Source organism: Oceanospirillum multiglobuliferum (genome assembly GCF_900167095.1).
GTDB classification, from domain to species: Bacteria; Pseudomonadota; Gammaproteobacteria; order Pseudomonadales; family Halomonadaceae; genus Oceanospirillum; species Oceanospirillum multiglobuliferum.
Map to the genome: position 1 here is coordinate 24553 of NZ_FUXG01000009.1, position 19735 is coordinate 44287.

General features: G+C 44.9%; 17 protein-coding genes. 2 read left to right on the forward strand and 15 right to left on the reverse strand.

Annotated elements, in window-relative coordinates; all coding sequences use genetic code 11:
* Positions 1–142: 142 nt before the first annotated feature.
* Positions 143–1198, forward strand: a complete 1056-nt coding sequence (locus B5D26_RS07735; RefSeq protein WP_078745157.1) for an arginine N-succinyltransferase — start codon at positions 143–145, stop codon at positions 1196–1198.
* Positions 1199–1406: 208 nt separating this feature from the next.
* On the opposite strand, the gene B5D26_RS07740 is transcribed toward B5D26_RS07735, so the two are convergent.
* The 3 genes from B5D26_RS07740 to B5D26_RS07745 form a co-directional block, all read right to left on the reverse strand.
* A complete protein-coding gene (locus tag B5D26_RS07740) occupies positions 1407–3683 on the reverse strand; it encodes a heavy metal translocating P-type ATPase (RefSeq protein ID WP_139776642.1) in 2277 nt (758 codons plus the stop codon).
* A 54-nt stretch (positions 3684–3737) separates the two neighbouring features.
* Complete coding sequence (locus tag B5D26_RS16395; RefSeq protein WP_080051869.1) at positions 3738–3941, reverse strand: cation transporter; 204 nt, start codon at positions 3939–3941, stop codon at positions 3738–3740.
* Positions 3942–4075: 134 nt separating this feature from the next.
* A complete protein-coding gene (locus B5D26_RS07745; protein ID WP_234985240.1) occupies positions 4076–4444 on the reverse strand; it encodes a c-type cytochrome in 369 nt (122 codons plus the stop codon).
* Between the two features lie 690 nt (positions 4445–5134).
* On the opposite strand from B5D26_RS07745, the gene ygfZ reads away from it, so the two are divergent.
* Positions 5135–6085, forward strand: coding sequence for a CAF17-like 4Fe-4S cluster assembly/insertion protein YgfZ (gene ygfZ / locus B5D26_RS07750; RefSeq protein WP_078745159.1), 951 nt, complete (start codon positions 5135–5137; stop codon positions 6083–6085).
* 279 nt (positions 6086–6364) lie between these two features.
* Here the strand turns inward: ygfZ and B5D26_RS07755 are convergent, their stop codons facing one another.
* The 12 genes from B5D26_RS07755 to B5D26_RS07810 all read right to left on the reverse strand — a co-directional run bounded on the left by B5D26_RS07755 (position 6365) and on the right by B5D26_RS07810 (position 19499).
* Positions 6365–6901: a YaeQ family protein gene (locus tag B5D26_RS07755; RefSeq protein ID WP_078745160.1), complete on the reverse strand. Its 537-nt coding sequence runs from the start codon at positions 6899–6901 to the stop codon at positions 6365–6367.
* A 199-nt stretch (positions 6902–7100) separates the two neighbouring features.
* A complete protein-coding gene (gene ppnP / locus B5D26_RS07760) occupies positions 7101–7382 on the reverse strand; it encodes a pyrimidine/purine nucleoside phosphorylase (RefSeq protein WP_078745161.1) in 282 nt (93 codons plus the stop codon).
* Positions 7383–7445: 63 nt separating this feature from the next.
* Positions 7446–8240, reverse strand: coding sequence for a polyphosphate kinase 2 (gene ppk2 / locus B5D26_RS07765; protein WP_078745162.1), 795 nt, complete (start codon positions 8238–8240; stop codon positions 7446–7448).
* Between the two features lie 103 nt (positions 8241–8343).
* Positions 8344–9747 (reverse strand): MATE family efflux transporter, encoded by a 1404-nt coding sequence (locus tag B5D26_RS07770; protein WP_234985241.1) that lies wholly within the window; start codon positions 9745–9747, stop codon positions 8344–8346.
* 2 nt (positions 9748–9749) lie between these two features.
* Positions 9750–11354 carry a GGDEF domain-containing protein gene (locus tag B5D26_RS07775; protein WP_078745163.1) on the reverse strand — a complete coding sequence of 535 codons (1605 nt, stop codon included), beginning with the start codon at positions 11352–11354 and terminating at the stop codon, positions 9750–9752.
* Between the two features lie 100 nt (positions 11355–11454).
* Complete coding sequence (locus tag B5D26_RS07780; RefSeq protein ID WP_078745164.1) at positions 11455–12255, reverse strand: crotonase/enoyl-CoA hydratase family protein; 801 nt, start codon at positions 12253–12255, stop codon at positions 11455–11457.
* 107 nt (positions 12256–12362) lie between these two features.
* A complete protein-coding gene (locus tag B5D26_RS07785) occupies positions 12363–13292 on the reverse strand; it encodes a branched-chain amino acid ABC transporter permease (RefSeq protein ID WP_078745250.1) in 930 nt (309 codons plus the stop codon).
* Positions 13293–13335: 43 nt separating this feature from the next.
* Positions 13336–14223: a branched-chain amino acid ABC transporter permease gene (locus tag B5D26_RS07790; protein ID WP_078745165.1), complete on the reverse strand. Its 888-nt coding sequence runs from the start codon at positions 14221–14223 to the stop codon at positions 13336–13338.
* Positions 14224–14379: 156 nt separating this feature from the next.
* Complete coding sequence (locus B5D26_RS07795; protein ID WP_078745166.1) at positions 14380–15600, reverse strand: ABC transporter substrate-binding protein; 1221 nt, start codon at positions 15598–15600, stop codon at positions 14380–14382.
* A 120-nt stretch (positions 15601–15720) separates the two neighbouring features.
* Positions 15721–16446 (reverse strand): ABC transporter ATP-binding protein, encoded by a 726-nt coding sequence (locus tag B5D26_RS07800; RefSeq protein WP_078745167.1) that lies wholly within the window; start codon positions 16444–16446, stop codon positions 15721–15723.
* On the reverse strand, positions 16443–17198 hold the full coding sequence (locus tag B5D26_RS07805) for an ABC transporter ATP-binding protein (RefSeq protein WP_078745168.1): 756 nt from the start codon (positions 17196–17198) through the stop codon (positions 16443–16445). Before B5D26_RS07805 ends, B5D26_RS07800 begins: the two co-directional genes overlap by 4 nt.
* 390 nt (positions 17199–17588) lie before the next feature.
* Complete coding sequence (locus B5D26_RS07810; protein WP_078745169.1) at positions 17589–19499, reverse strand: propionyl-CoA synthetase; 1911 nt, start codon at positions 19497–19499, stop codon at positions 17589–17591.
* Positions 19500–19735 lie beyond the last annotated feature (236 nt).

A 19735-nucleotide genomic window follows, 5' to 3' on the forward strand; every position in this document is an offset into this window, starting at 1 on the left:
CTATTTACCCTATGCAGAATAAAATTTTGACAAATTACTCAAGATAAATATCTTCTGCGTTTTAAGCTCTGAATCAAACACCTAATTTTGTCAATCAACGACTAAAATAATACCTAACAATTAAAAGATAAAAGGTGTTGCCATGTTACTGATTCGTCCCTGTCAAATGAGTGATTTAACAGACCTAATGGCGCTATCACAGGCTGTTGGCGATGGGATGACCTCTATGCCAGCCGATGAAGCGGCTTGGCTGAGTAAAATTCATGCTTCAGAGCGAGCCTTCTCTCAAGAAGGTATGAACCATTCTTCAGGTACTTATTTTATGGTGCTAGAGGATCAAGTATCTGGCCGTGTTGTCGGTACTACTGCGATCTACACGGGGATTGGTTTAGAGAAGCCCTTTTATTCTTATAAAGTTTCTACATTGGTCAGTAGTAGCAATGAGCTGGCCGTAACTCGACAAGCTCGTGTTTTAAGCATGGTAAATGACTACACGGGTGCAACTGAGGTTGGTTCGTTATTTGTATTACCTGAGTTCCGCCGTCCCGGTGTGGGACAGTTTTTATCCCGTGCCCGTTTTTTAGCGATGGCAGACTTTCCTGAGCGTTTTGGGTCAACCGTAATGGCTGAGTTAAGAGGCTGGCTAGATACTGAAGGGCGCTCACCGCTGTGGGAAAACTTAGGGCGTCAATTTTTTGGTATCGAGTTTCAGGAAGCGGTTAATACAGTCGCTCTAAAGGGTACTCAGTTTATCTCTGATCTTATGCCAAAGTATCCCATTTATATTGACCTATTACCGCAAGCTGCGCGTGAGGTAATAGGCAAACCAAACGACTCATCAGCCCCTGCACTGCACATGCTGAAGAAAGAGGGTTTTCAATATACAGGCTATGTTGATCTATTTGATGGTGGCCCCTCAGTGCAGGCCGCAACTAATGAGATTCATACAGTACGTGAGAGTGCACAAGGCTGCGTGTGCATCAGTGATGAGGTAAGCGAGCAAGATCCGTTATATATGCTCAGTAATGCTGACTTAGGCCAATACCGCGTTATGCTGGCACCCGCTCGTCGAGCAGCAGATGGTATGCTGATGATTAATAGTGCCACCGCAAAGGCGCTAAAAATAAGTCATGCTGATGCCAATGTGCGCTACATCCCTTTTGATCGTCAGCAAAGCTTACACGCAGTTGCCGCATAAGCTTGATCAGAGTTAGTTGACTATTACAGGCCAGTTTAGTGTAACGCTACACTCTCATGCTGTTTTTACTGGCAACGGTTTAGGCTATTTGAGCATAAATTTTTAAGCACTTTGCAACAGGTGGCTTTGGCTTAAGGCCTGCGCCACCAAAACCACCAAAGTACTAAACCGATTAACACCACTCCTGCTAGATTCACCCATAATGCGCTCATGCTTGTGTTCTCTTTGTTAAGGGCGTCAATCGTAGGCGATTAGCATTGCTGACTACGGTAACAGATGATAATGCCATTGCAGCACCTGCAAAGGCAGGGTTAAGTAACCAGCCAAATACGGGGAATAAAACCCCTGCCGCCAAGGGAATACCAATCGCATTGTAAATAAAGGCGCCTATAAGGTTTTGTTTGATGTTGTTAATTGTTAAACGGGAGATTTCCATTGCATCGGCAATACCATGCAAAGAGCCTCGCATTAGGGTCAAGTCTGCGCTTTCTATGGCAATATCGGTACCTGTACCAATTGCCATGCCCACATCGGCTTGTGCCAAGGCGGGGGCATCGTTAATACCATCACCTACCATACCCACTTTTAAACCTTGGTTTTGTAAGTGCCGCACTTGTTCTGCTTTATCTTCAGGCATGACCTCGGCTAGAACTTCATCAATACCCACTTGTTGTGCGACAGCCTTCGCGGTAATGGTGTTATCTCCCGTCAGCATGACGACTCTTACACCTTGCTGTTTTAGACGTTGAATCGCTTCGGCAGAGTCGGTTTTGATCGGGTCAGCAATGGCTATAATCCCTTGAAGATGGCCGTTAGCCGCTAGTAGTACAGGGGTTTTACCTTGTGAGGCTAAACGCTCAAGTTCAGGTTTGGCTTCAAGGATGTCGATCTGAACTTGCTGCATCAAGGCAGGATTACCTAGTAATAGATTAACCCCTTTTATACCTTCTTGTTCTGGCTTAAGCCAACCTTCAATCCCCTGCCCTGCAATAGGCTTAATTCGCTCTGCTGCGGTCAGTGCTAGGCCTTCTTCTTTAGCTTTGGCAATAATGGCCTGTGCCAGAGGGTGTTCAGAGGCTAACTCTAAAGCTACCGCCCACTGGAGAAGCTGTTGCTGATTGATTTCGCGGTTCAATAGCACTAGGTCAGTTACCGCTGGATGGCCTTGCGTTACAGTGCCTGTTTTATCCAGTACGATGACATCAAGTTCTGAGGTTTGTTGAAGGGCATCACCACGACGAATCAATATACCCTGCTCAGCAGCCTTACCCACCCCTACCATAATCGACATAGGCGTTGCCAGACCTAATGCACAAGGGCAGGCAATTACCAAAACGGTCATTGTCGTCACTAGCATATAAGCTGACACAGGTTCTGGGCCAAAGTTAAACCATGACAATGCGGTTAAAATAGCAATCACTAATACTATTGGTACAAAGACAGCAGCGATTTGATCGGCTAAGCGGCCTAAAGCGGGCTTGGCATTTTGTGCTTGGCGCACCTGTTCAATAATCTGTGCCAGTGCAGTATCCGCTCCCACCCTTAGTACTCGAATCCTGAGTGCGCCATTCTGATTAAGTGATCCAGCGACTACTTCATCGCCTTTTTGTTTGCTCACAGGCATGGGTTCCCCTGTGAGCATGGATTCATCAACCCGTGACTCTCCTTCCATAACTTTGCCATCGACGGGTATTTTTTCTCCAGGGCGCACCCGAATCATGTCGCGCTTTTGTATCGACTGAATACGCATGTCCACTTCTTCGCCATCTTGGCGAATGAGGCGTGCTGTTTCTGGTTGTAAGTTCAATAACTTGCGAATGGCTTGCGAGGCTTGGCCACGTGCACGGCTTTCTAAAGCTTGGCCTAAGTTGACCAAACCGATAATAAATACGGCGGCTTCAAAGTAAACATGGCGAGCTTGCATAGGCACCAAGTCAGGCCAAATGCTGATTAGCATAGAGTAGAACCAAGCAGTACCCGTGCCTAATGCTATTAAGGTATCCATGTTGGCATAATGGCGCTTAAACGCCAGCCATGCACCTTGGTAGAAATGGCCTCCAGAATAGACCATTACACCTAAAGTTAATAAGCCTGTAACAAACCAGAATATCTGGCCTTGGATATTATCGAGCATTGGCATGCCAGACCAGAACATCATTAGCATCAAAGGGGTGCCTAGCGCCAAAGCCACAAAGGTCTTTTTCATCTGCTGCTGATAATGGCTGCGCTCTTCAGCTTGGCGCTCATCTTCGCCATATTTATCATCCAACAAGGTGGCGCCAAAGCCCGCTTGCTCAATAGCCTGAATAATTTTTGCCACAGGTAGGCGGGTGTGAACTGTTGCCGAGCGGTCAGGCAGATTCACCTCTGCATCACTCACATCTGACAGTTGTTCAAGCGCACTTTGCACTTGCTGCACACAACTGGCGCAATGCATTCCTCTTAAGGCTAAGCGGTATTGTTGTTGCGATAGCTCTTGAGTCATCACCCGCACTCCTTTTGGTTCGTTTCCAGAAAAAGGCTTATGTTGTTTTTCAACCTAACCTTTTACGCTAGCATCAAAACCTGCTTCTTCTACTGCTTCAATTAACTGCTCTGCGGTGGCGCTACCTGTGACATAGGCTTCGTATAGTGTTACCTCGACCTGATCAACACCCTCTAACATCATCAGCGCATTGGTGACAGAGTTTACACAGCCGTTACAAGATAAACCTTCAAGGGTAAGTACAATTTGCTTGCTCATTATGGTGACCTTTTCGTCGTTTTTAACATCAATGGATTACAGAATATTGAAAGCTTAAACCCTAAAGTAAAGTTTAGGGTCAAGCTTTTCTAGTGAAATAGCAATTAAACCAAGGGTACTGGCACTCAATGGCCTTAGTGCTTAGGTCGGCTCCAAGCTTGATAGATTTCGTCAGGCCAACGAGACTGGAACCAAGCGATTAATGCATCAACCTCTTGAGCATTAACTTTTTCTCCCCAAGCAGGCATATCGCTAGGCACATCTGGTCCACGTCCATTAGTAATCACATCTCGCAATTGCGCCATAGGATGATGCCACGCATGGCCTGTTCCATTTAATGGCGGTGGTAGATAGCGCCCATTTTCGGTTGGTTGACGCCAATTAGGGTTGCCTTGTGCAAAAGCACCATGACATTCAGCACAGTATTGTTGGAATAGTTTTTTACCTTGGCTAACTTGCTCTGCGCTATACCAGCGGCCATTTTGCCCAGCCGTATTACTCATATTATGGGCTGCTTGTGAATTATGTGTAGTTTCTGTTTTTGGTTCGCTACAGGCACTTAAAATTAAACCACTTAGAACTAAAAGTAGTTGCGCACTGCGTTTGATTATCGAAGTCATATATCTGCTCAAATTTGATGGCAATTATTCAAATCATAGATGGATGCTAAGGTGAACGCACCCAATCACTATTCAGTAAATGGAGTGAGTTAGGTATAACTTAATTACGCCAACAGCAAAAAATGAGATGCAGCCGATACCGATAAAAACAAGCGTTTCTAGGAGACTGGCAGCGATAGCAAATACTATGCAGCCAAAGTAGCGCCAGCAATAGGGCTACTGAAGACAACGGGTGATCTGTTACAGGTGATAGTGTATTAAAACGTTCACAGCAGGGGCTTAAAAATAATGTTGGCTGTGAGTTATGTGAAAGTCTACTCAGTTGAACATTGTTTGAGTGGCCAGCGCTAAACTCATCGGCTTGCAGCAATCGCCATTGCGCCAGCCCTGAAAAACACTGCACCAATAGCACTGTTATCAGAGATAGAGCACACAATTTAAACCGCACCGACAGCTGCAAATTAAATCCTTAAATTTAAAGTTATTTTTAACCTTGAGTAGGCCGCCTATAATACCAATATTTACTGCACTTCATAATGATAGAGCCTCTTAGGTTCAGGAAAAATCAAACTCATGACTCAAGTTTTTAATAGTACAGCAGAAACCAATCAAGCCATGCAAGCTCAACAGATACTGAGCCAGCCTTGTATTAGCCGTTTACCATCACTGTCTATTTTACGTGTAAAAGGCAGCAACAGCGCTAAGCTACTGCATGGCCAGGTGACTCAAAATATTGAAAAGATGCAACAAGGCGAACTCAAACAAGCCGCTGCTTGCTCACCTAAAGGTCGCATCTATGCCACTTTCTATGTGGTGCATCAAGGGGAAGACTTTGACCTTATCCTCCCAACAAGCACTTTGGACACGACTTTACAAACTTTGAATAAATTTGCGCCGTTGTATCGTTGCCAGCTTGAAGATGCTCAAACACAATACAGCTTATTGGGTTATAACCGTGCGGAAGCATTAACCGACTTACCTGATACAGTTAAACAAGTTGTTTTGCCTGACCAAAGTCGCAGCCTACTGATCTGTCCTAGCGAACAATTATCAGCCCTATTAGCGCAATTAAGTGGTCAGCTTTCAATAGTAGATGAACCCGCTTGGCAGCTGCTAAATATTCGAGCCGGACAGGTTCTGATTGAACAAAGCCAAAGTGATCAGTTTATCCCACAGATGTTGAACTATCAGGCAGTTGGCGCAATTAGCTTCAAAAAAGGCTGCTATACAGGACAAGAAACAATTGCACGCGCACAATACCGCGGCGGAGTAAGAAAACGCTTACAACCTTTGCTGCAAGATAGCGCAGAGGCAATTACAGTAGGTACTTTGATCTACGTTGCAGGCCATGATGAGGCTGTTGGCGAGGTGTTACTAGCGGCCAGTAATGAGCAAGGGCAACAGGAATGTTTGGCTGTACTAAAAGATAGCGCCTTAGAGCAAAGCTTACATGTTGGTACTCAACAAGGTGTTCAGCTCAAGCTATTGCCATTACCTTATGGATTAGAAAAGATTGATATTTAAATATTTTTCATTGTCATAAATTGGTTATATAACCCTTTTATAACTAACGTCAAACCAGTATATCAGCTGTTTTGACGTTAATTGTTAGGCGCTACCCGCGTCATATAAAAGAGGGATAACCATGTCTCGTTTTACATCGCACCCCATTTTAAAGCACCTACTTACAGCAAGCTATCTGCTATGGCTAGGTGGCACTTTGCACTATGGTATCAGTCAATTTCCACTCTGGGTGCTGTAGCGCCCTAGCGCTCAAGATAAGGCTGCACTGTAGATGAAAGGCTACATCCAACGCTCTAGTGCAGCCTCTACGCTATGATCTCCAGAGGAGACCCATGCGGTGCCATCTTGGATGCTCACCTGTAACTGCATTGTACGCGCAGTCATTGCAGTCAAACCCTCTATGATAGATTCGTTGACAAAATAAATGGCTAAATTACCAAATCGGCTGAGTTTACTTTTATTTTGATCCCACCAAATTGGCGCAGAGCGATCACCGTAGGCGTATAAAATCACTTCCTTTGATCTTGAAGAGGCTTTACGCAGGCGCTTCTCATCAGGACAGCCTAACTCAATCCAAAGCTCAATTTCATCAGAATAGTTTTTCTGCCAAACTTCTGGTTCATCATCCGCAGATAATCCTTTTGTGAACTCTAGCCGCTCGTTTGCATTCAGCGCCCAAGCTAGAATTCTCAGCATCATACGCTCATCAGTTTCTGACGGATGCTGGGCGATCGTTAAGCTCTCATCCAGATAAACACCACGATCCATATCCGCTAAGTTAACAGAAGCTTTAAATACCGTCGCCTTGAGCGCCATAAGAGTTCCTTGAGAAAGAGTAAAGGCGGCAATATACGGTGAGCGAGATAAAAGCTCAATCTTTTAGAAAAACTCTTTAATTTACAGCAAGTTTATAAAGTAGATAAGGGAAGGAAAATTACAACATTGGATTGTGAAACAAGCTCAGGATGAGCCTGTTTCACAACATACTTTATCGCTTAGAATCGCAAATGAAGACTTAGCGGTACTGGCAAAGATAAGCAGTTGGCTCAGCTACTTTTAAATCAAAGCTTTGGTTAGCATCAACTTCAAAGCGTTCACCAGCGTTAAATGTCACCCATGCTTCGCTATTAGGTAGTTTTACCGTTAGCGCACCAGAAACAACAGTCATGGTTTCATGCTGACTTGTACCAAAAGTGTACTCACCAACAGCCATTACACCAACTGTCAGCTGGCCTTGGTTATTTTCAAAACCAATTGACTTCACTGTACCATCAAAGTATTCATTTACGTTTAACATATTTGCTCTCACACAATGCCTCAAAGGCGTCTATTCTAGCTGGTTACCCAGCACTGCTTACCCCTAATAAATTTCAGGGATAAAATTCTGTTTTAACATTGATGGGCGTTCATAGCCGTTGTCTTTTTGTCTTGGTGGCAACTCAACAGGCTCAGGGCTTAAATCTTCATAGTCAATCAGATTCAGTAAGTGATTAATCACATTCAAACGCGCCCGCTTTTTATTATCACCATCAACGACATACCATGGATTATCGGGTGTATCAGTGTGCATAAACATAATGTCTTTTGCTTTTGAATACTCTACCCAACGTGAACGGGATTCTAAGTCCATTGGACTGAGTTTCCAGTGTTTTGTTGGGTGATAGATACGTCCTTGGAAGCGTCTTTCTTGTTCATCATCAGATACTGAAAACCAGTATTTAATCAGCGTGATGCCTGAGCGAGTTAGCATACGCTCAAACTCTGGACAGTCATGCAAAAAATCTTGATATTCATCGTCTGTGCAGAAACCCATCACACGCTCAACACCTGCTCTGTTGTACCAGCTCCGGTCAAACAGCACCATTTCACCTGCTGCGGGCAAGTGTTTAACATAACGCTGAAAATACCACTGTGTTTTTTCGCGCTCAGTAGGAGCAGGCAATGCCACTACTTTACAAACCCTTGGGTTCAGGCTTTGGGTCATACGCTTAATTGACCCCCCTTTACCTGCCGCATCACGCCCTTCAAACAGCACAACCACTTTCATACCCGTGTGTTTGATCCACTCCTGTAACTTGACCAGCTCAATCTGCAAGCGGTCTAGTTCTGCCTCATAAATTTTATTGTTAATTTTCTTCTTTTTTTTATCGGCCATGGTACACGTCCTTTTTGGCATTAGTTATTTTCAGTCACACTGAAGCAGTGTCCTTAACTCATCTTAAAATCTCAAGTCTTAGCTATTGATCTAAGTAGTTATTTTAATCATTAAGAGGCTTTAAAGATGCGTTTTTAGCTATTAACAGCTGTAAAGCACCCTTCACAGTCCACCATGAAATGCCACACATGAGCAAATTGGCAATTACAGCGCCAATAAAAACACCGTATAAGCCATATAACCAAGCGCCTAATGCGCAAATGGGAACATAAAAAACAAAGAGCCTAAGGATGCTCAAACGTAGTGCGACCATCGGCTGATGCAGTGCATTCATCGTAGAATTAGCCAGGATAATAACTGATTGAAACCCCAAGCCTAGAGGTACTGACCACAAAAACCAAAGCAAATTATCGGTAAACTGCGGACTATCTGTCGCAAATGCACTGGTCAAAGGTGTTTGAAACAATAATAACAATGCCCATATACCAAGCTGCCAGATCAAGACAAATTTGAATGTACCAAATACCAACAACTGCACACGTTGTAATTGGCCTGCGCCTAGGTTCTGGCTCACTACAGGTGGTAGTGTCATAGAAAGCGCAAAGGCAACAATCAATGAGATCGACTCTATTCGAGTGCCCACGCCAAAACTTGCTACAGCCTCATTGCCGAAAACTGCGACGATTCGGGTCAAAATAGCACTGCTAATAGGAGTCAATATGCTAGAAATAATGGCAGGTACTGCGATATGACCAATAGCTTGCCAACTCTCTTTTACTGCCTGCCATTGAGGGCGAGTAAATGTTAATAGCTCTTTTCTCACCGCAGACAAGCTGAATATACCGATGGTTAGCATTGCCCATGAAATAAGAGTCGCAAATGCTGCCCCCTGAACACCCATTGCCGGAATTGGCCCCCAGCCAAAAATCAGGATAGGGTCAAGTATCCCATTCACAATACCAGAGCCAATCATGACCAAGCCGGGTACTAAGGTGTTACCACTAGCCCGCAGTGCACTGGTAATCGTTCTAGGTACAATGACAAACAAAGCTCCCATATACCAAACTGATATATAGTCATGGATATAGGGCATCAACACATCACCAGCCCCTAACAGCTGAAATAATGGTTCAATAGTTAGCAAACCAACTATCGTAAGCAATACAGATAATACAATCGCCAATAACACGGCATCTGTTGCTCGGCGCTTAACTAGCAGAAAAGATTTTTCTCCTAATAAACGTCCAACAACTGCCGAAGTGCCAATACCTAAGCCTATTGAAAGTGAGATCAGTGTGAATGTAACGGGAAAAGTAAAGGTTACAGCCGCCAGAGCCTCTGTGCCTAACATGCTGATAAAATAGGCATCGACCAAGTTGAACAGCATTAAAGTGATGATGCCGCCAATTACAGGGTACGTCATACGCCATAGTAAAATAGGTAGAGGGTCTTTGAGTAAGTCAGGCTTGGTTCTGGGTGTCTGATTTCCTACAGAAGAAGTTGCCAAGATTATGCCTTTTCTTTTTGTATGGCTTTGGGGCTATCAGATGCTGAACAAACCCGATTACGACCACTTTCTTTAGCTTTGTAAAGCGCTCTATCAGCTTGTCGAATTAATTCATTCATCTCCAGCTCTTGGTCAGGATTAATCGTACACATACCCAAGCTGATTGTGATGTAAGGGGATACTTTAGATGCGGCATGAGGCATTTGTTGCTGTTCAACTGCTTTGCGACATTGCTCTGCTAATACAATAGCATTGTCATTAGTATCAGGCAGCAGTATCGCGAACTCTTCACCACCATAGCGGGCAACTAGATCCATTGGTCGAGACATCATATCTTTCAAGGTTTGTGCAACCATTCGAATGCATTCATCACCCTCTAGATGACCGTAATAGTCGTTGTATAACTTAAAGCAGTCTATATCTACCATCACTAGGGTAAGTGGGTTGTGATTACGCAGTGCTCGCTTCCACTCTTTGTCGAGTATTTCGTCGAAATAACGTCGATTAGCGACACCCGTTAAAGCATCGGTACGTGAGATTTGTTCCAGCTCTTGATTCGATGTCATAAGCTGACGAGACTCTAACCTTATACGCTCATTCTTTGCAGCAAAGCTCACGAATAAACGCATAATAAGGAAAGTGGCCGCTAACCCCATAAAAAAGACTAAGTGCGGTAGCCAGCTACGTTTATTCTCAAAGTAATAAAAGGTAGGAATGGCTTCAATCACCCACTGGCGTTCATTTTCTAGCGTCAAAGTTGTCTCAATACGGGTGTTGTAATCAATAAGCAGTCGAGTTCGGCTTGTATGGGTATACATTAGGATAGGTTTATCTTTCTCTGTTTTATCCCACAAGCGCATTTCAATGCCGCTAACACGGATATTAGTCAATGCATCCTCAAAGGTTCGTGCAAGATCTAACACGGCAATTACAAACCCATTGCTTGCCTGAGTGTCAGCACTAGTGGGTAAACGGTCTAGGGGCAAGATAAGAAAAACCAAAGGGATATTCCGCTCTTCAATTTCAGCCGTAATGCTTTGTGAAAGCATCATTTTATTCTGACGCTCAGAGTGTTCTAATAAAGCCGTTAGATTGCCATTAGCTGCTAAATCAAGACCTAAAGGTAAAACAGCTGCCGTTGTATCAGCAAACAACACTGCTCGGTAGCTTGACCTCTGGCTTGCAGTTATTAAGGGTAGGGGTAAGTTTTCAGATTTACCCTGATCCCGAATAATAAATGAGGGATCATCAAGCATAATCTGTGTCGCGGCCTCATAATAAGGCCGCTTTTCAGAAGGGATGTCAGCAACCCAATAAAAATCCACTATATCAGGGTGTCTAGTGCGTGCCTGCTGTGCCAACTGCTTGAAGTGGCGATACTCAGGCATTGGCCGATCAATGAATAGTGCACGCATGGTATACAGTGCTTCAATAGATGAGGAGAACTCAAGCTCAAAGGCGGCAGTGCGGTCAGCCACATCCTTAGCTAAGCGATTACTGAGTTGTGCCTTTTCAGAGACAAATAGCAGCCACGCAGAAGTAGCCGATAGCAAAAAGCCCAGCAGTAATATCAATAAAGTCCAATTACGGGTGGTATTATCTTTCATCTATAGTGCCTGACATAAGGTTCAGGCTATCCATATCCTGATTTGGAGGCGGATTATCACAAATCTTACCTCCAAAAAAAATAACTATTCGGTGTTATTTTTAGTTACCAGTAAATTGAGCCGTTCTTTTATCCAGCATTGCGGCTACCGCTTCGGCATGGTCGTCAGTGTGGTGCGCCAACGCCTGCATGGCCGCAGACAGCTCTAATAAACTTTCAAGAGACTGCTTTTGTCCCTCTTTAAGTAGTTTTTTTGTCATACGCAGTGCTCTAGGCGGATTAACAGCAATGCGCTGGGCTAACTTGTTAGCGGTTGATAACAGCTGCTCAGGCTCAACCACCTCAGACACCATCCCCCAACTCAGAGCGGTCTGCGCATCAACGGCTTCGCCTGTAAAGGCCATTTCACAGGCTCTGGACATGCCAATAACGCGTGGCAAAAACCAAGCCCCTCCATCTCCGGGAATAATACCAATTTTGGCAAAGCTTTCTGCAAACTTAGCTTGCGTCGAAGCGACACGCATGTCGCACATCATTGCCAAGTCACAGCCAGCGCCAATTGCAGGGCCATTAACGGCAGCAATAAGCGGTACTTCAAGATTATGCATCGCTAGTGGGATGCGCTGGATACCTCGACGATAGCCTTCTCGCAATTGTACAGGGCTACCACCAAACATCCCTGACTTTTCATGCATATCTTTTACGTTACCACCAGAAGAAAACGCTTTACCCGCACCAGTTAAGATGACAACAGACACGCTGTCATCTCGATTGATACGTAGAGCAGCCTGCTCAAAAGCATCAATCATCTCATCACTTGAAATTGCATTTCGGGTGGTATCTTGGTTCATGGTCAAGGTCACAATGCGACCTTCTTGGGAGTATAGTAAGCAGTCACTCATAGCTTAAACCTATTTTCAGCAGATAACGTGTTAAATGTAATAATAAAAAAAGCCTGTACAAAACGCACAGGCTTACAGGCACAAAGTTGTAATGAACAGCGATGGTACTAGTTGAAGTTCTTCTTAGTGAACTTCTTGATCTCACCCACAATACCGCTACGGAACAGCAGTACACAGACTACAAAGATTAGACCTAGAATCACTGGCACCCAAGATGAAAGAGGGCCTTGTGATAGGTAGTTTTGCAACGTCACAACTGTAGCAGCACCTACGACTGGGCCAAAAATAGTGCCCACACCGCCTAGTAAGGTCATCAAGATTACCTCACCTGACATGTGCCAGTTTGCATCGGTCAACGAAGCCAGCTGGAATACCAAGCTTTTAGTTGAGCCAGCTAAACCTGCTAGAGCAGCAGACAATACAAATGCCACCAGTTTGTATTTATCAACATCATAGCCTAGAGAGATTGCACGAGGCTCATTCTCTCGAATTGCTTTTAGAATTTGACCAAATGGTGAGTGGATAGCGCGGTGAATAATTGTAAAGCCGATCACAAAGATGGCTAAAACAAAGTAGTACATTGGCAAGTTGCCTTTCAGGCTGATCACGCCAAACAGGTTACCACGTGGGATCCCCTGCAAACCGTTTTCGCCACCAGTGAAAGGGGCTTGTACGTACAGGAAGAACACCAGCTGAGCCAGTGCCAAGGTGATCATTGCAAAGTAGATCCCTTGACGACGAATCGCAAGCTTACCAAACACAAAGCCCATTGCGGCAGATGCAATCACACCGATCAAAATACCGATCTCTGGTGTAACCCCCATTTCCATGACTGCATAGCCTGTAATATAACCCCCTGTTGCTAAGAACGCTGCATGACCAAAGGAAAGCAGGCCAGCATAGCCCAACATTAAGTTGAAGGCACAGGCAAAAAGCGCGAAACACAACACTTTCATTAGAAATACAGGGTAGATCGCATAAGGCGCAACTAAGCCGATCAACAGCAATAGCATAAAGCCCATTTTTGTTTTGCTCATACCTTTCTCCACTGCGCTATTCTTGAGTACTTGAGTTGTCATGTTAGGCCTCCTTACCAAATAAGCCTGCAGGACGAACCAACAGCACAACAATCATCACAAGGAAGATCACAGTCGTTGAAGCCTCTGGATAAAACACTTTGGTTAAACCTTCAATCAGCCCCATCAGCAAGCCAGTTACTACAGCGCCCATAATAGAGCCCATACCACCGATTACTACCACTGCGAATACAACAATCAGAATGTTGGAGCCCATCACAGGGCTTACAGAGTAGATTGGTGCGGCTAAAACTCCTGCAAATGCAGCCAGAGCAACCCCGTAACCATAGGTCAGTGTAATCAATAAAGGTACATTGATACCAAAAGCTTGTAATAATTTAGGGTTTTCAGTACCTGCGCGCAGATAAGCCCCTAATTTCGTGCGCTCGATCATGTACCAAGTACCAAAGCACACTACTAAAGACGCAACAATGATCCATGCACGGTAGGTTGGCAGGAACATAAAGCCTAAGTTATTCCCACCCTGCAATGCAGCTGGTACAGAATAAGGTTGACCTGATACACCAAAGAAGTGAACAAAAGAACCCTCAATAATCAGTGCTAAACCAAAGGTCAGCAGCAAACCATAAAGGTGGTCTTCTTTGTATAACCGACGTAATAACGTCTTCTCTATTGCAATCCCGATGGCAGCCACCACTAATGGCGCGAGTATTAAGGCCACCCAGTAGTTAACACCAAAAAACTTTAAGCCAAACCATGCTACAAACGCACCCAGCATATACTGAGCACCATGAGCAAAGTTAATAATATTTAACAGACCAAAGATAATTGCCAAACCCAAACTGAGTAAGGCGTAAAATGAGCCATTGATCAGACCAATCAATAGCTGCCCAAACAAAACCTGCGGCGGAAAACCTAGTAACTCTGCCATAACCAAAACCCTTTAACGCTCTTGTCGACGCAAACACCTAAAACACAGGTGTATTTATTGTTATTTTTCACTCTATTCCAGCCTTCTCTACTCATAAAACGCTGTAGCTGTGAGTAGTGAGTTGGGTGGCAAGGCCACCCAACAACAAGCTGAATATTAACGGCCAGCTACTAACTTACACTTAGATTCAGACAGAGGGCGGAATGCTTTATCTGCTGGAATAGTGCGTAGGATTTTGTACAGATCCCAGTCACCTTTTGACTCAGATGGCTTTTTCACTTCTGCTAAATACATGTCGTGAATCATACGACCATCTTCACGAATCTGACCATTTTGAGCGAAGAAGTCATTAATTGGGGTCTTCTTCATTTCAGCCATAACCGCTTTAGTTTCATCAGTGCCCGCAGATTTCACTGCGTTCAGGTAGTGATTAACTGAAGAGTAGATACCTGCTTGTACCATTGATGGCATTGCACCTGTACGCTCGAAATAACGTTTTGACCATGCACGAGTTTCTGGTGTGCGATCCCAGTAGAAACCAGTAGTCAACTGTAGACCTTGTGTGGTTTCTAGGCCTAGGCTGTATACGTCTGTTAAGAAGATTAACAAGCCAGCAATTTTCTGACCTGCTTGTACAACACCAAACTCTTTAGCAGTTTTCAGCGAGTTAGTAGTGTCAGCACCTGCGTTAGCTAGGCCAACAATTTTAGCGCCAGACGCTTGTGCCTGTAGAATGAACGAAGAGAAATCATTGGTTGCCAATGGGTGACGAACACCGCCAACAACCTTACCACCACTTTGTTTAACAACTTCTGTTACGTCAGCTTCCATTGCATGACCGAATGCGTAGTCAGCTGTTAAGAAGAACCAACTGTCGCCGCCTTCTTGTACAACCGCTTCACCTGTACCGTGTGCCAGGGCGTAAGTGTCATACACGTAGTGAATAGAGTTTGCAGTACAGTATTGGTTGGTAATAGAAGAAGAGGCCGAACCTGATACGATAGAGATTTTATCTTTCGCTTCTACCACTTTGTTTACAGCGATGGTTACAGCAGAAGATACCATGCCTGCAACCATGTCGATGTTTTCAACATCGATCCACTGACGTACTTTGTTTGCGCCAATATCTGGTTTGTTCTGATCATCAGCACCAACGATAGTGATTTTTTTGCCGTTTACTTTACCGCCAAAATCTTCAATCGCCATTTTTGCTGCTTCAAGGCCACCTGGGCCAGCAAGCGCGCTATAAGTACCTGACATATCTGCCAGATAACCGATACGCACTTCATCATTAGAGATTGATCCAGCATGAGCTGCCGTAGAAGCTGCCATTGCAGAAACAACCGCGCTGCACATCAGTTTTTTCAACATTTTCATAGTCCACTCCATCGCTTTCGCGTTGTTATTGTTGTTGTGGTTTTCTTATTTAATGGGTGCTTCACACTCATTGTGAACCCCCATGCTTAGGCACTTTTATTTTTTTTGTCTGCCTATCAGTTACACACCCAGATAGGTATTCAGCACATCCATTTTACTTTCCAGCTCATGACTGGCGATCTCTTCTACGATAGTACCGTGCTCCATCAAGTAATGACGGTCAGCTAACGGCGCAGCAAAACGGAAGTTTTGCTCAACCAGCACAATCGTTAGGCCTTTATCTTTTAGCTTCAGCAATACTTCGCCCAGCTTCTGTACGATAACAGGCGCAAGACCTTCCGTAATTTCATCTAACAGCAGCAGGTTTGCCCCTGTACGTAGGATGCGAGCCATTGCTAACATCTGCTGCTCACCACCAGATAAGCGCGTGCCTTGACTCATGCGGCGCTCATATAGGTTAGGGAACATGTCGTAAATTTCTTCCAAGCTCATACCGCCGCTACGTACAGTAGGCGGTAACATCAGGTTTTCTTCTACATTTAAGCTGGCAAAGATGCCACGCTCTTCTGGGCAAAAGCCAATACCTAAATGAGGAATTTGATGCGCCTGCATACCCACTGTTTCACTACCATTCACCATGATAGAGCCTGTGCGCTTGCCCACCATATTCATGATTGACTTAAGTGTTGTTGAACGCCCAGAGCCGTTGCGACCTAATAGAGTAACTAATTCACCACGATTAACTTTCATGTCGATGCCGTGAAGAATATGAGACTCGCCATAGAACGCGTGTAAATCTGAAATTCTTAACTGTTCAACATCGTGCTTTTTATGATTTTGACTCATGCTGCTTCGCTCCCCATGTAAGCTTCACGAACTTGTGGATTCTGAGAAACTTCTTCATAAGGACCTTCAGTTAACACCGCACCGCGTTGTAATACTGTAATCCGGTCAGAGAGGCTTGAAACAACGTGCAGGTTGTGCTCAACCATCAAAATAGTACGACCCGCAGACACTTTCTTGATCAGATGCATAACACGCTCAACATCTTCATGTCCCATGCCTTGAGTCGGTTCATCTAATAGCATTAGCTCAGGCTCTAGTGCCAAAGTTGTCGCCAACTCTAAAGCACGCTTACGGCCATAGGGCATCTCAACTGTGATGGTGTCTGCCCACTGGCCTAGATCTACTTCTTCAAGCAGTTGCATGGCACGGTCATTCAGTACATTCAAACTGGCATCTGATTTCCAAAAATGAAATGAAGTGCCCAGCTTACGTTGCAAAGCGATACGCACATTTTCCATCACAGTTAAATGAGGGAAAACCGCAGAAATTTGGAAAGAACGCACCATACCCATCTTCGCGATATCGGTTGGTGACTTGTGGGTAATATCTTTACCGTTAAACAAGATTTTACCGTGGGTAGGTGTCAAAAATTTGGTCAATAGGTTGAAGCATGTAGTCTTGCCCGCACCATTTGGACCAATCAACGCATGGATATGCCCACGTTGAACTTGAAGATTCACATCATCAACGGCGGTAAACCCTTTAAACTCTTTGATCAATCCTTGGGTTTCCAGCACAAAATCTTGGCTCATTCGGAAGTCCTCGTTAGCAGGGAAGTTTTGAAACTGCAAAAAACTTTCCCAAAATATTGTTATTGTTGTAACGCGTCTGAAAATTAAATGCCGATTATTTTGTTGTTGTAGCTTATCGGTGTTGTTTCAGACAAAGGCATAATCTCACCTTTACGTAAACGTAACATATAGGGTTTAAAAAAGAGGCACAATCCTTTTTTTTATCCATTTAGACTAAAGATTAATACGTTTAAAACAGATGACTATTAGCGGTCATTTGTAGCAAAAAAGAGACTATATGGTCACTAACGTGCACATCCATGTACATGTATCGAACAGGCTTAGAATAGAGTGCAATTGACATTATCTTGGCGACTTCAACTGCACTCCGTTCATTTTACTTGTTCACCATTAAGCCTCTTCAGGACTGCTTTCAAACACTAAGCCTTCCTGCACCATTTTTTCAGTGATCTCCGGCAAAATGGATTCATCGTCAATGGTGGAAGGTGTTGCATAAGTTTCACCGTTCGCAATTTTGCGTAGCACTGCCCGCAAAATCTTTCCTGAACGTGTTTTAGGCAGACGATCCACCACAATGGCACGGTTAAAACAGGCAATAGCCCCGATCTGTTCACGGATCATGGCGACTAACTCACGCTCCAGTGCTTTGTGCTCAATATCCGCCCCATCTTTTAGCAGAATAAGGCCAACCGGAACCTGACCTTTTAATGCCTCATGCACACCGATTACCGCACATTCTGCAACTGCCGGATGCTTAGCCACCAGCTCTTCCATTTCGCCCGTTGAGAGACGGTGGCCGGAAACGTTAATCACATCATCGGTACGCCCCATGATGTAAACAAAACCATTTTCGTCGATATACCCCCCATCCCCTGTATGGTAATAACCCGGATATTCCCCTAAATATGAGCTGAGATAGCGCTCATGGTCATTCCATAGGGTTTGTGCACAACCTGGTGGTAATGGCAGCTTGATGGCAATTCCGCCCGTGGTATTGGCGCCAAGCTGAGTACCCATAGGGTCTAACACTTGTACGTCATAGCCTGCGACCGCACGGTTGGTCGAGCCCACTCGAATATCTGTTGCACCTAGTGCCGTAGCGGGTGCCGTCACAGGCCATCCCGTTTCGGTTTGCCACCAGTGGTCGTACACCGGTTTTTGGGCAATTTCGTGCAGCCAGTGATAGGTCGGCGAGTCGAGTTTCTCACCGGCTACAAAGATATGCTTCAGTGAAGAAACATCATATTGGCGGAACAGCTTACCTTCTGGATCTTCCTTGCGAATAGCGCGGAAAGCGGTTGGCGCAGCAAACATGCCATTCACACCATACTCCTGCACCATACGCCAGAAAGTACCTGCATCAGGCGTACGAACAGGCTTACCTTCAAAGAATACAGTGGTACAACCACCCATTAGTGGGCCGTACATAATGAACGAGTGACCGACGACCCAGCCCACATCGGAGCAACCCATCCAGACATCCCCTGCCTGCATGTTGTAGATGTTACGCAGAGCATAGTGCAACGCCACGGCATGACCACCGTTGTCACGCACAATACCCTTTGGCTTACCCGTCGTGCCGGAGGTATACATGATGTAAAGCGGATCTGTACTTTTAACGGGCGTGCAGCCCACTGGATTGGCAGCATTGAATTGCTCATACCAATCCAGGTCACGACCCGCTTGTAATTGCGCTTGTGCTTGTGGACGTTGCAATACCACGACGTGTTCAGGTTTATGCGTCGCCTCAAGCATGGCTTGATCGACGAGCGGTTTGTATTCAATAACTTTGGTGAATTCCAAACCACAAGAAGCGGTCAATACGACCTTAGGTTTCGCATCATCAATACGAATCGCCAACTCATGAGGTGCAAAACCACCAAATACGACAGAGTGCACTGCGCCGACACGAGCGCAAGCCAACATCGCAATACCCGCTTCAGGTACCATCGGCATATAGATGATTACGCCATCACCTTTACCCACGCCTAGGTTGGTCAATACGCCTGCAAACTGTGCGACTTGGTCGCGCAGCTCGGTATAGGTAAAGCGCTTTTTGGTATTACTAACAGGTGAGTCGTAAATCAGTGCGGTTTGATCGCCTCGACCCTGTTCAATTTGATAATCAAGGGCGATATAAGCGGTATTCAGCTCACCATCGGCAAACCAGCGGTGGGTGCCATCTGGTAGGTTTGCAAGAATAGAAGTTGGTTTTTTGAACCAAGGGATCAGATCAGCTTGGTCAGCCCAAAACTGTTCCGGTTGTGTCAGCGAACGCTGATATTCAGTTGCATAACTCATGTCGGCTTTCCGTTTTTATTGTTGTGGTTAACCGTTAGGTTGTGATCATCCGTGATGATGCGATTACAGCCAGAACAAGCGACAAGCGAAGCTTTTTAGTCAGTATTTGTCAGCTGTATCACCCATCATCCGGTTATTGCGGCCCACTGCATTGTCACAAATCAACACCCTTTCAGGCTGTTTGTCACACTCAGATTGAGCATTTTTAAAAAGGTTAAAAAAGGGTGTTTAAAAAC

What these genes read in the sequence shown, in the direction of transcription:
- B5D26_RS07735 (WP_078745157.1), top strand. Translation starts at nt 143, where the DNA reads ATGTTACTGATTCGTCCCTGTCAAATGAGTGATTTAACAGACCTAATG.
- B5D26_RS07740 (WP_139776642.1), bottom strand. Translation starts at nt 3,683, where the DNA reads ATGACTCAAGAGCTATCGCAACAACAATACCGCTTAGCCTTAAGAGGA.
- B5D26_RS16395 (WP_080051869.1), bottom strand. Translation starts at nt 3,941, where the DNA reads ATGAGCAAGCAAATTGTACTTACCCTTGAAGGTTTATCTTGTAACGGC.
- B5D26_RS07745 (WP_234985240.1), bottom strand. Translation starts at nt 4,444, where the DNA reads ATGAGTAATACGGCTGGGCAAAATGGCCGCTGGTATAGCGCAGAGCAA.
- ygfZ (WP_078745159.1), top strand. Translation starts at nt 5,135, where the DNA reads ATGACTCAAGTTTTTAATAGTACAGCAGAAACCAATCAAGCCATGCAA.
- B5D26_RS07755 (WP_078745160.1), bottom strand. Translation starts at nt 6,901, where the DNA reads ATGGCGCTCAAGGCGACGGTATTTAAAGCTTCTGTTAACTTAGCGGAT.
- ppnP (WP_078745161.1), bottom strand. Translation starts at nt 7,382, where the DNA reads ATGTTAAACGTAAATGAATACTTTGATGGTACAGTGAAGTCAATTGGT.
- ppk2 (WP_078745162.1), bottom strand. Translation starts at nt 8,240, where the DNA reads ATGGCCGATAAAAAAAAGAAGAAAATTAACAATAAAATTTATGAGGCA.
- B5D26_RS07775 (WP_078745163.1), bottom strand. Translation starts at nt 11,354, where the DNA reads ATGAAAGATAATACCACCCGTAATTGGACTTTATTGATATTACTGCTG.
- B5D26_RS07780 (WP_078745164.1), bottom strand. Translation starts at nt 12,255, where the DNA reads ATGAGTGACTGCTTACTATACTCCCAAGAAGGTCGCATTGTGACCTTG.
- B5D26_RS07785 (WP_078745250.1), bottom strand. Translation starts at nt 13,292, where the DNA reads ATGAGCAAAACAAAAATGGGCTTTATGCTATTGCTGTTGATCGGCTTA.
- B5D26_RS07790 (WP_078745165.1), bottom strand. Translation starts at nt 14,223, where the DNA reads ATGGCAGAGTTACTAGGTTTTCCGCCGCAGGTTTTGTTTGGGCAGCTA.
- B5D26_RS07795 (WP_078745166.1), bottom strand. Translation starts at nt 15,600, where the DNA reads ATGAAAATGTTGAAAAAACTGATGTGCAGCGCGGTTGTTTCTGCAATG.
- B5D26_RS07800 (WP_078745167.1), bottom strand. Translation starts at nt 16,446, where the DNA reads ATGAGTCAAAATCATAAAAAGCACGATGTTGAACAGTTAAGAATTTCA.
- B5D26_RS07805 (WP_078745168.1), bottom strand. Translation starts at nt 17,198, where the DNA reads ATGAGCCAAGATTTTGTGCTGGAAACCCAAGGATTGATCAAAGAGTTT.
- B5D26_RS07810 (WP_078745169.1), bottom strand. Translation starts at nt 19,499, where the DNA reads ATGAGTTATGCAACTGAATATCAGCGTTCGCTGACACAACCGGAACAG.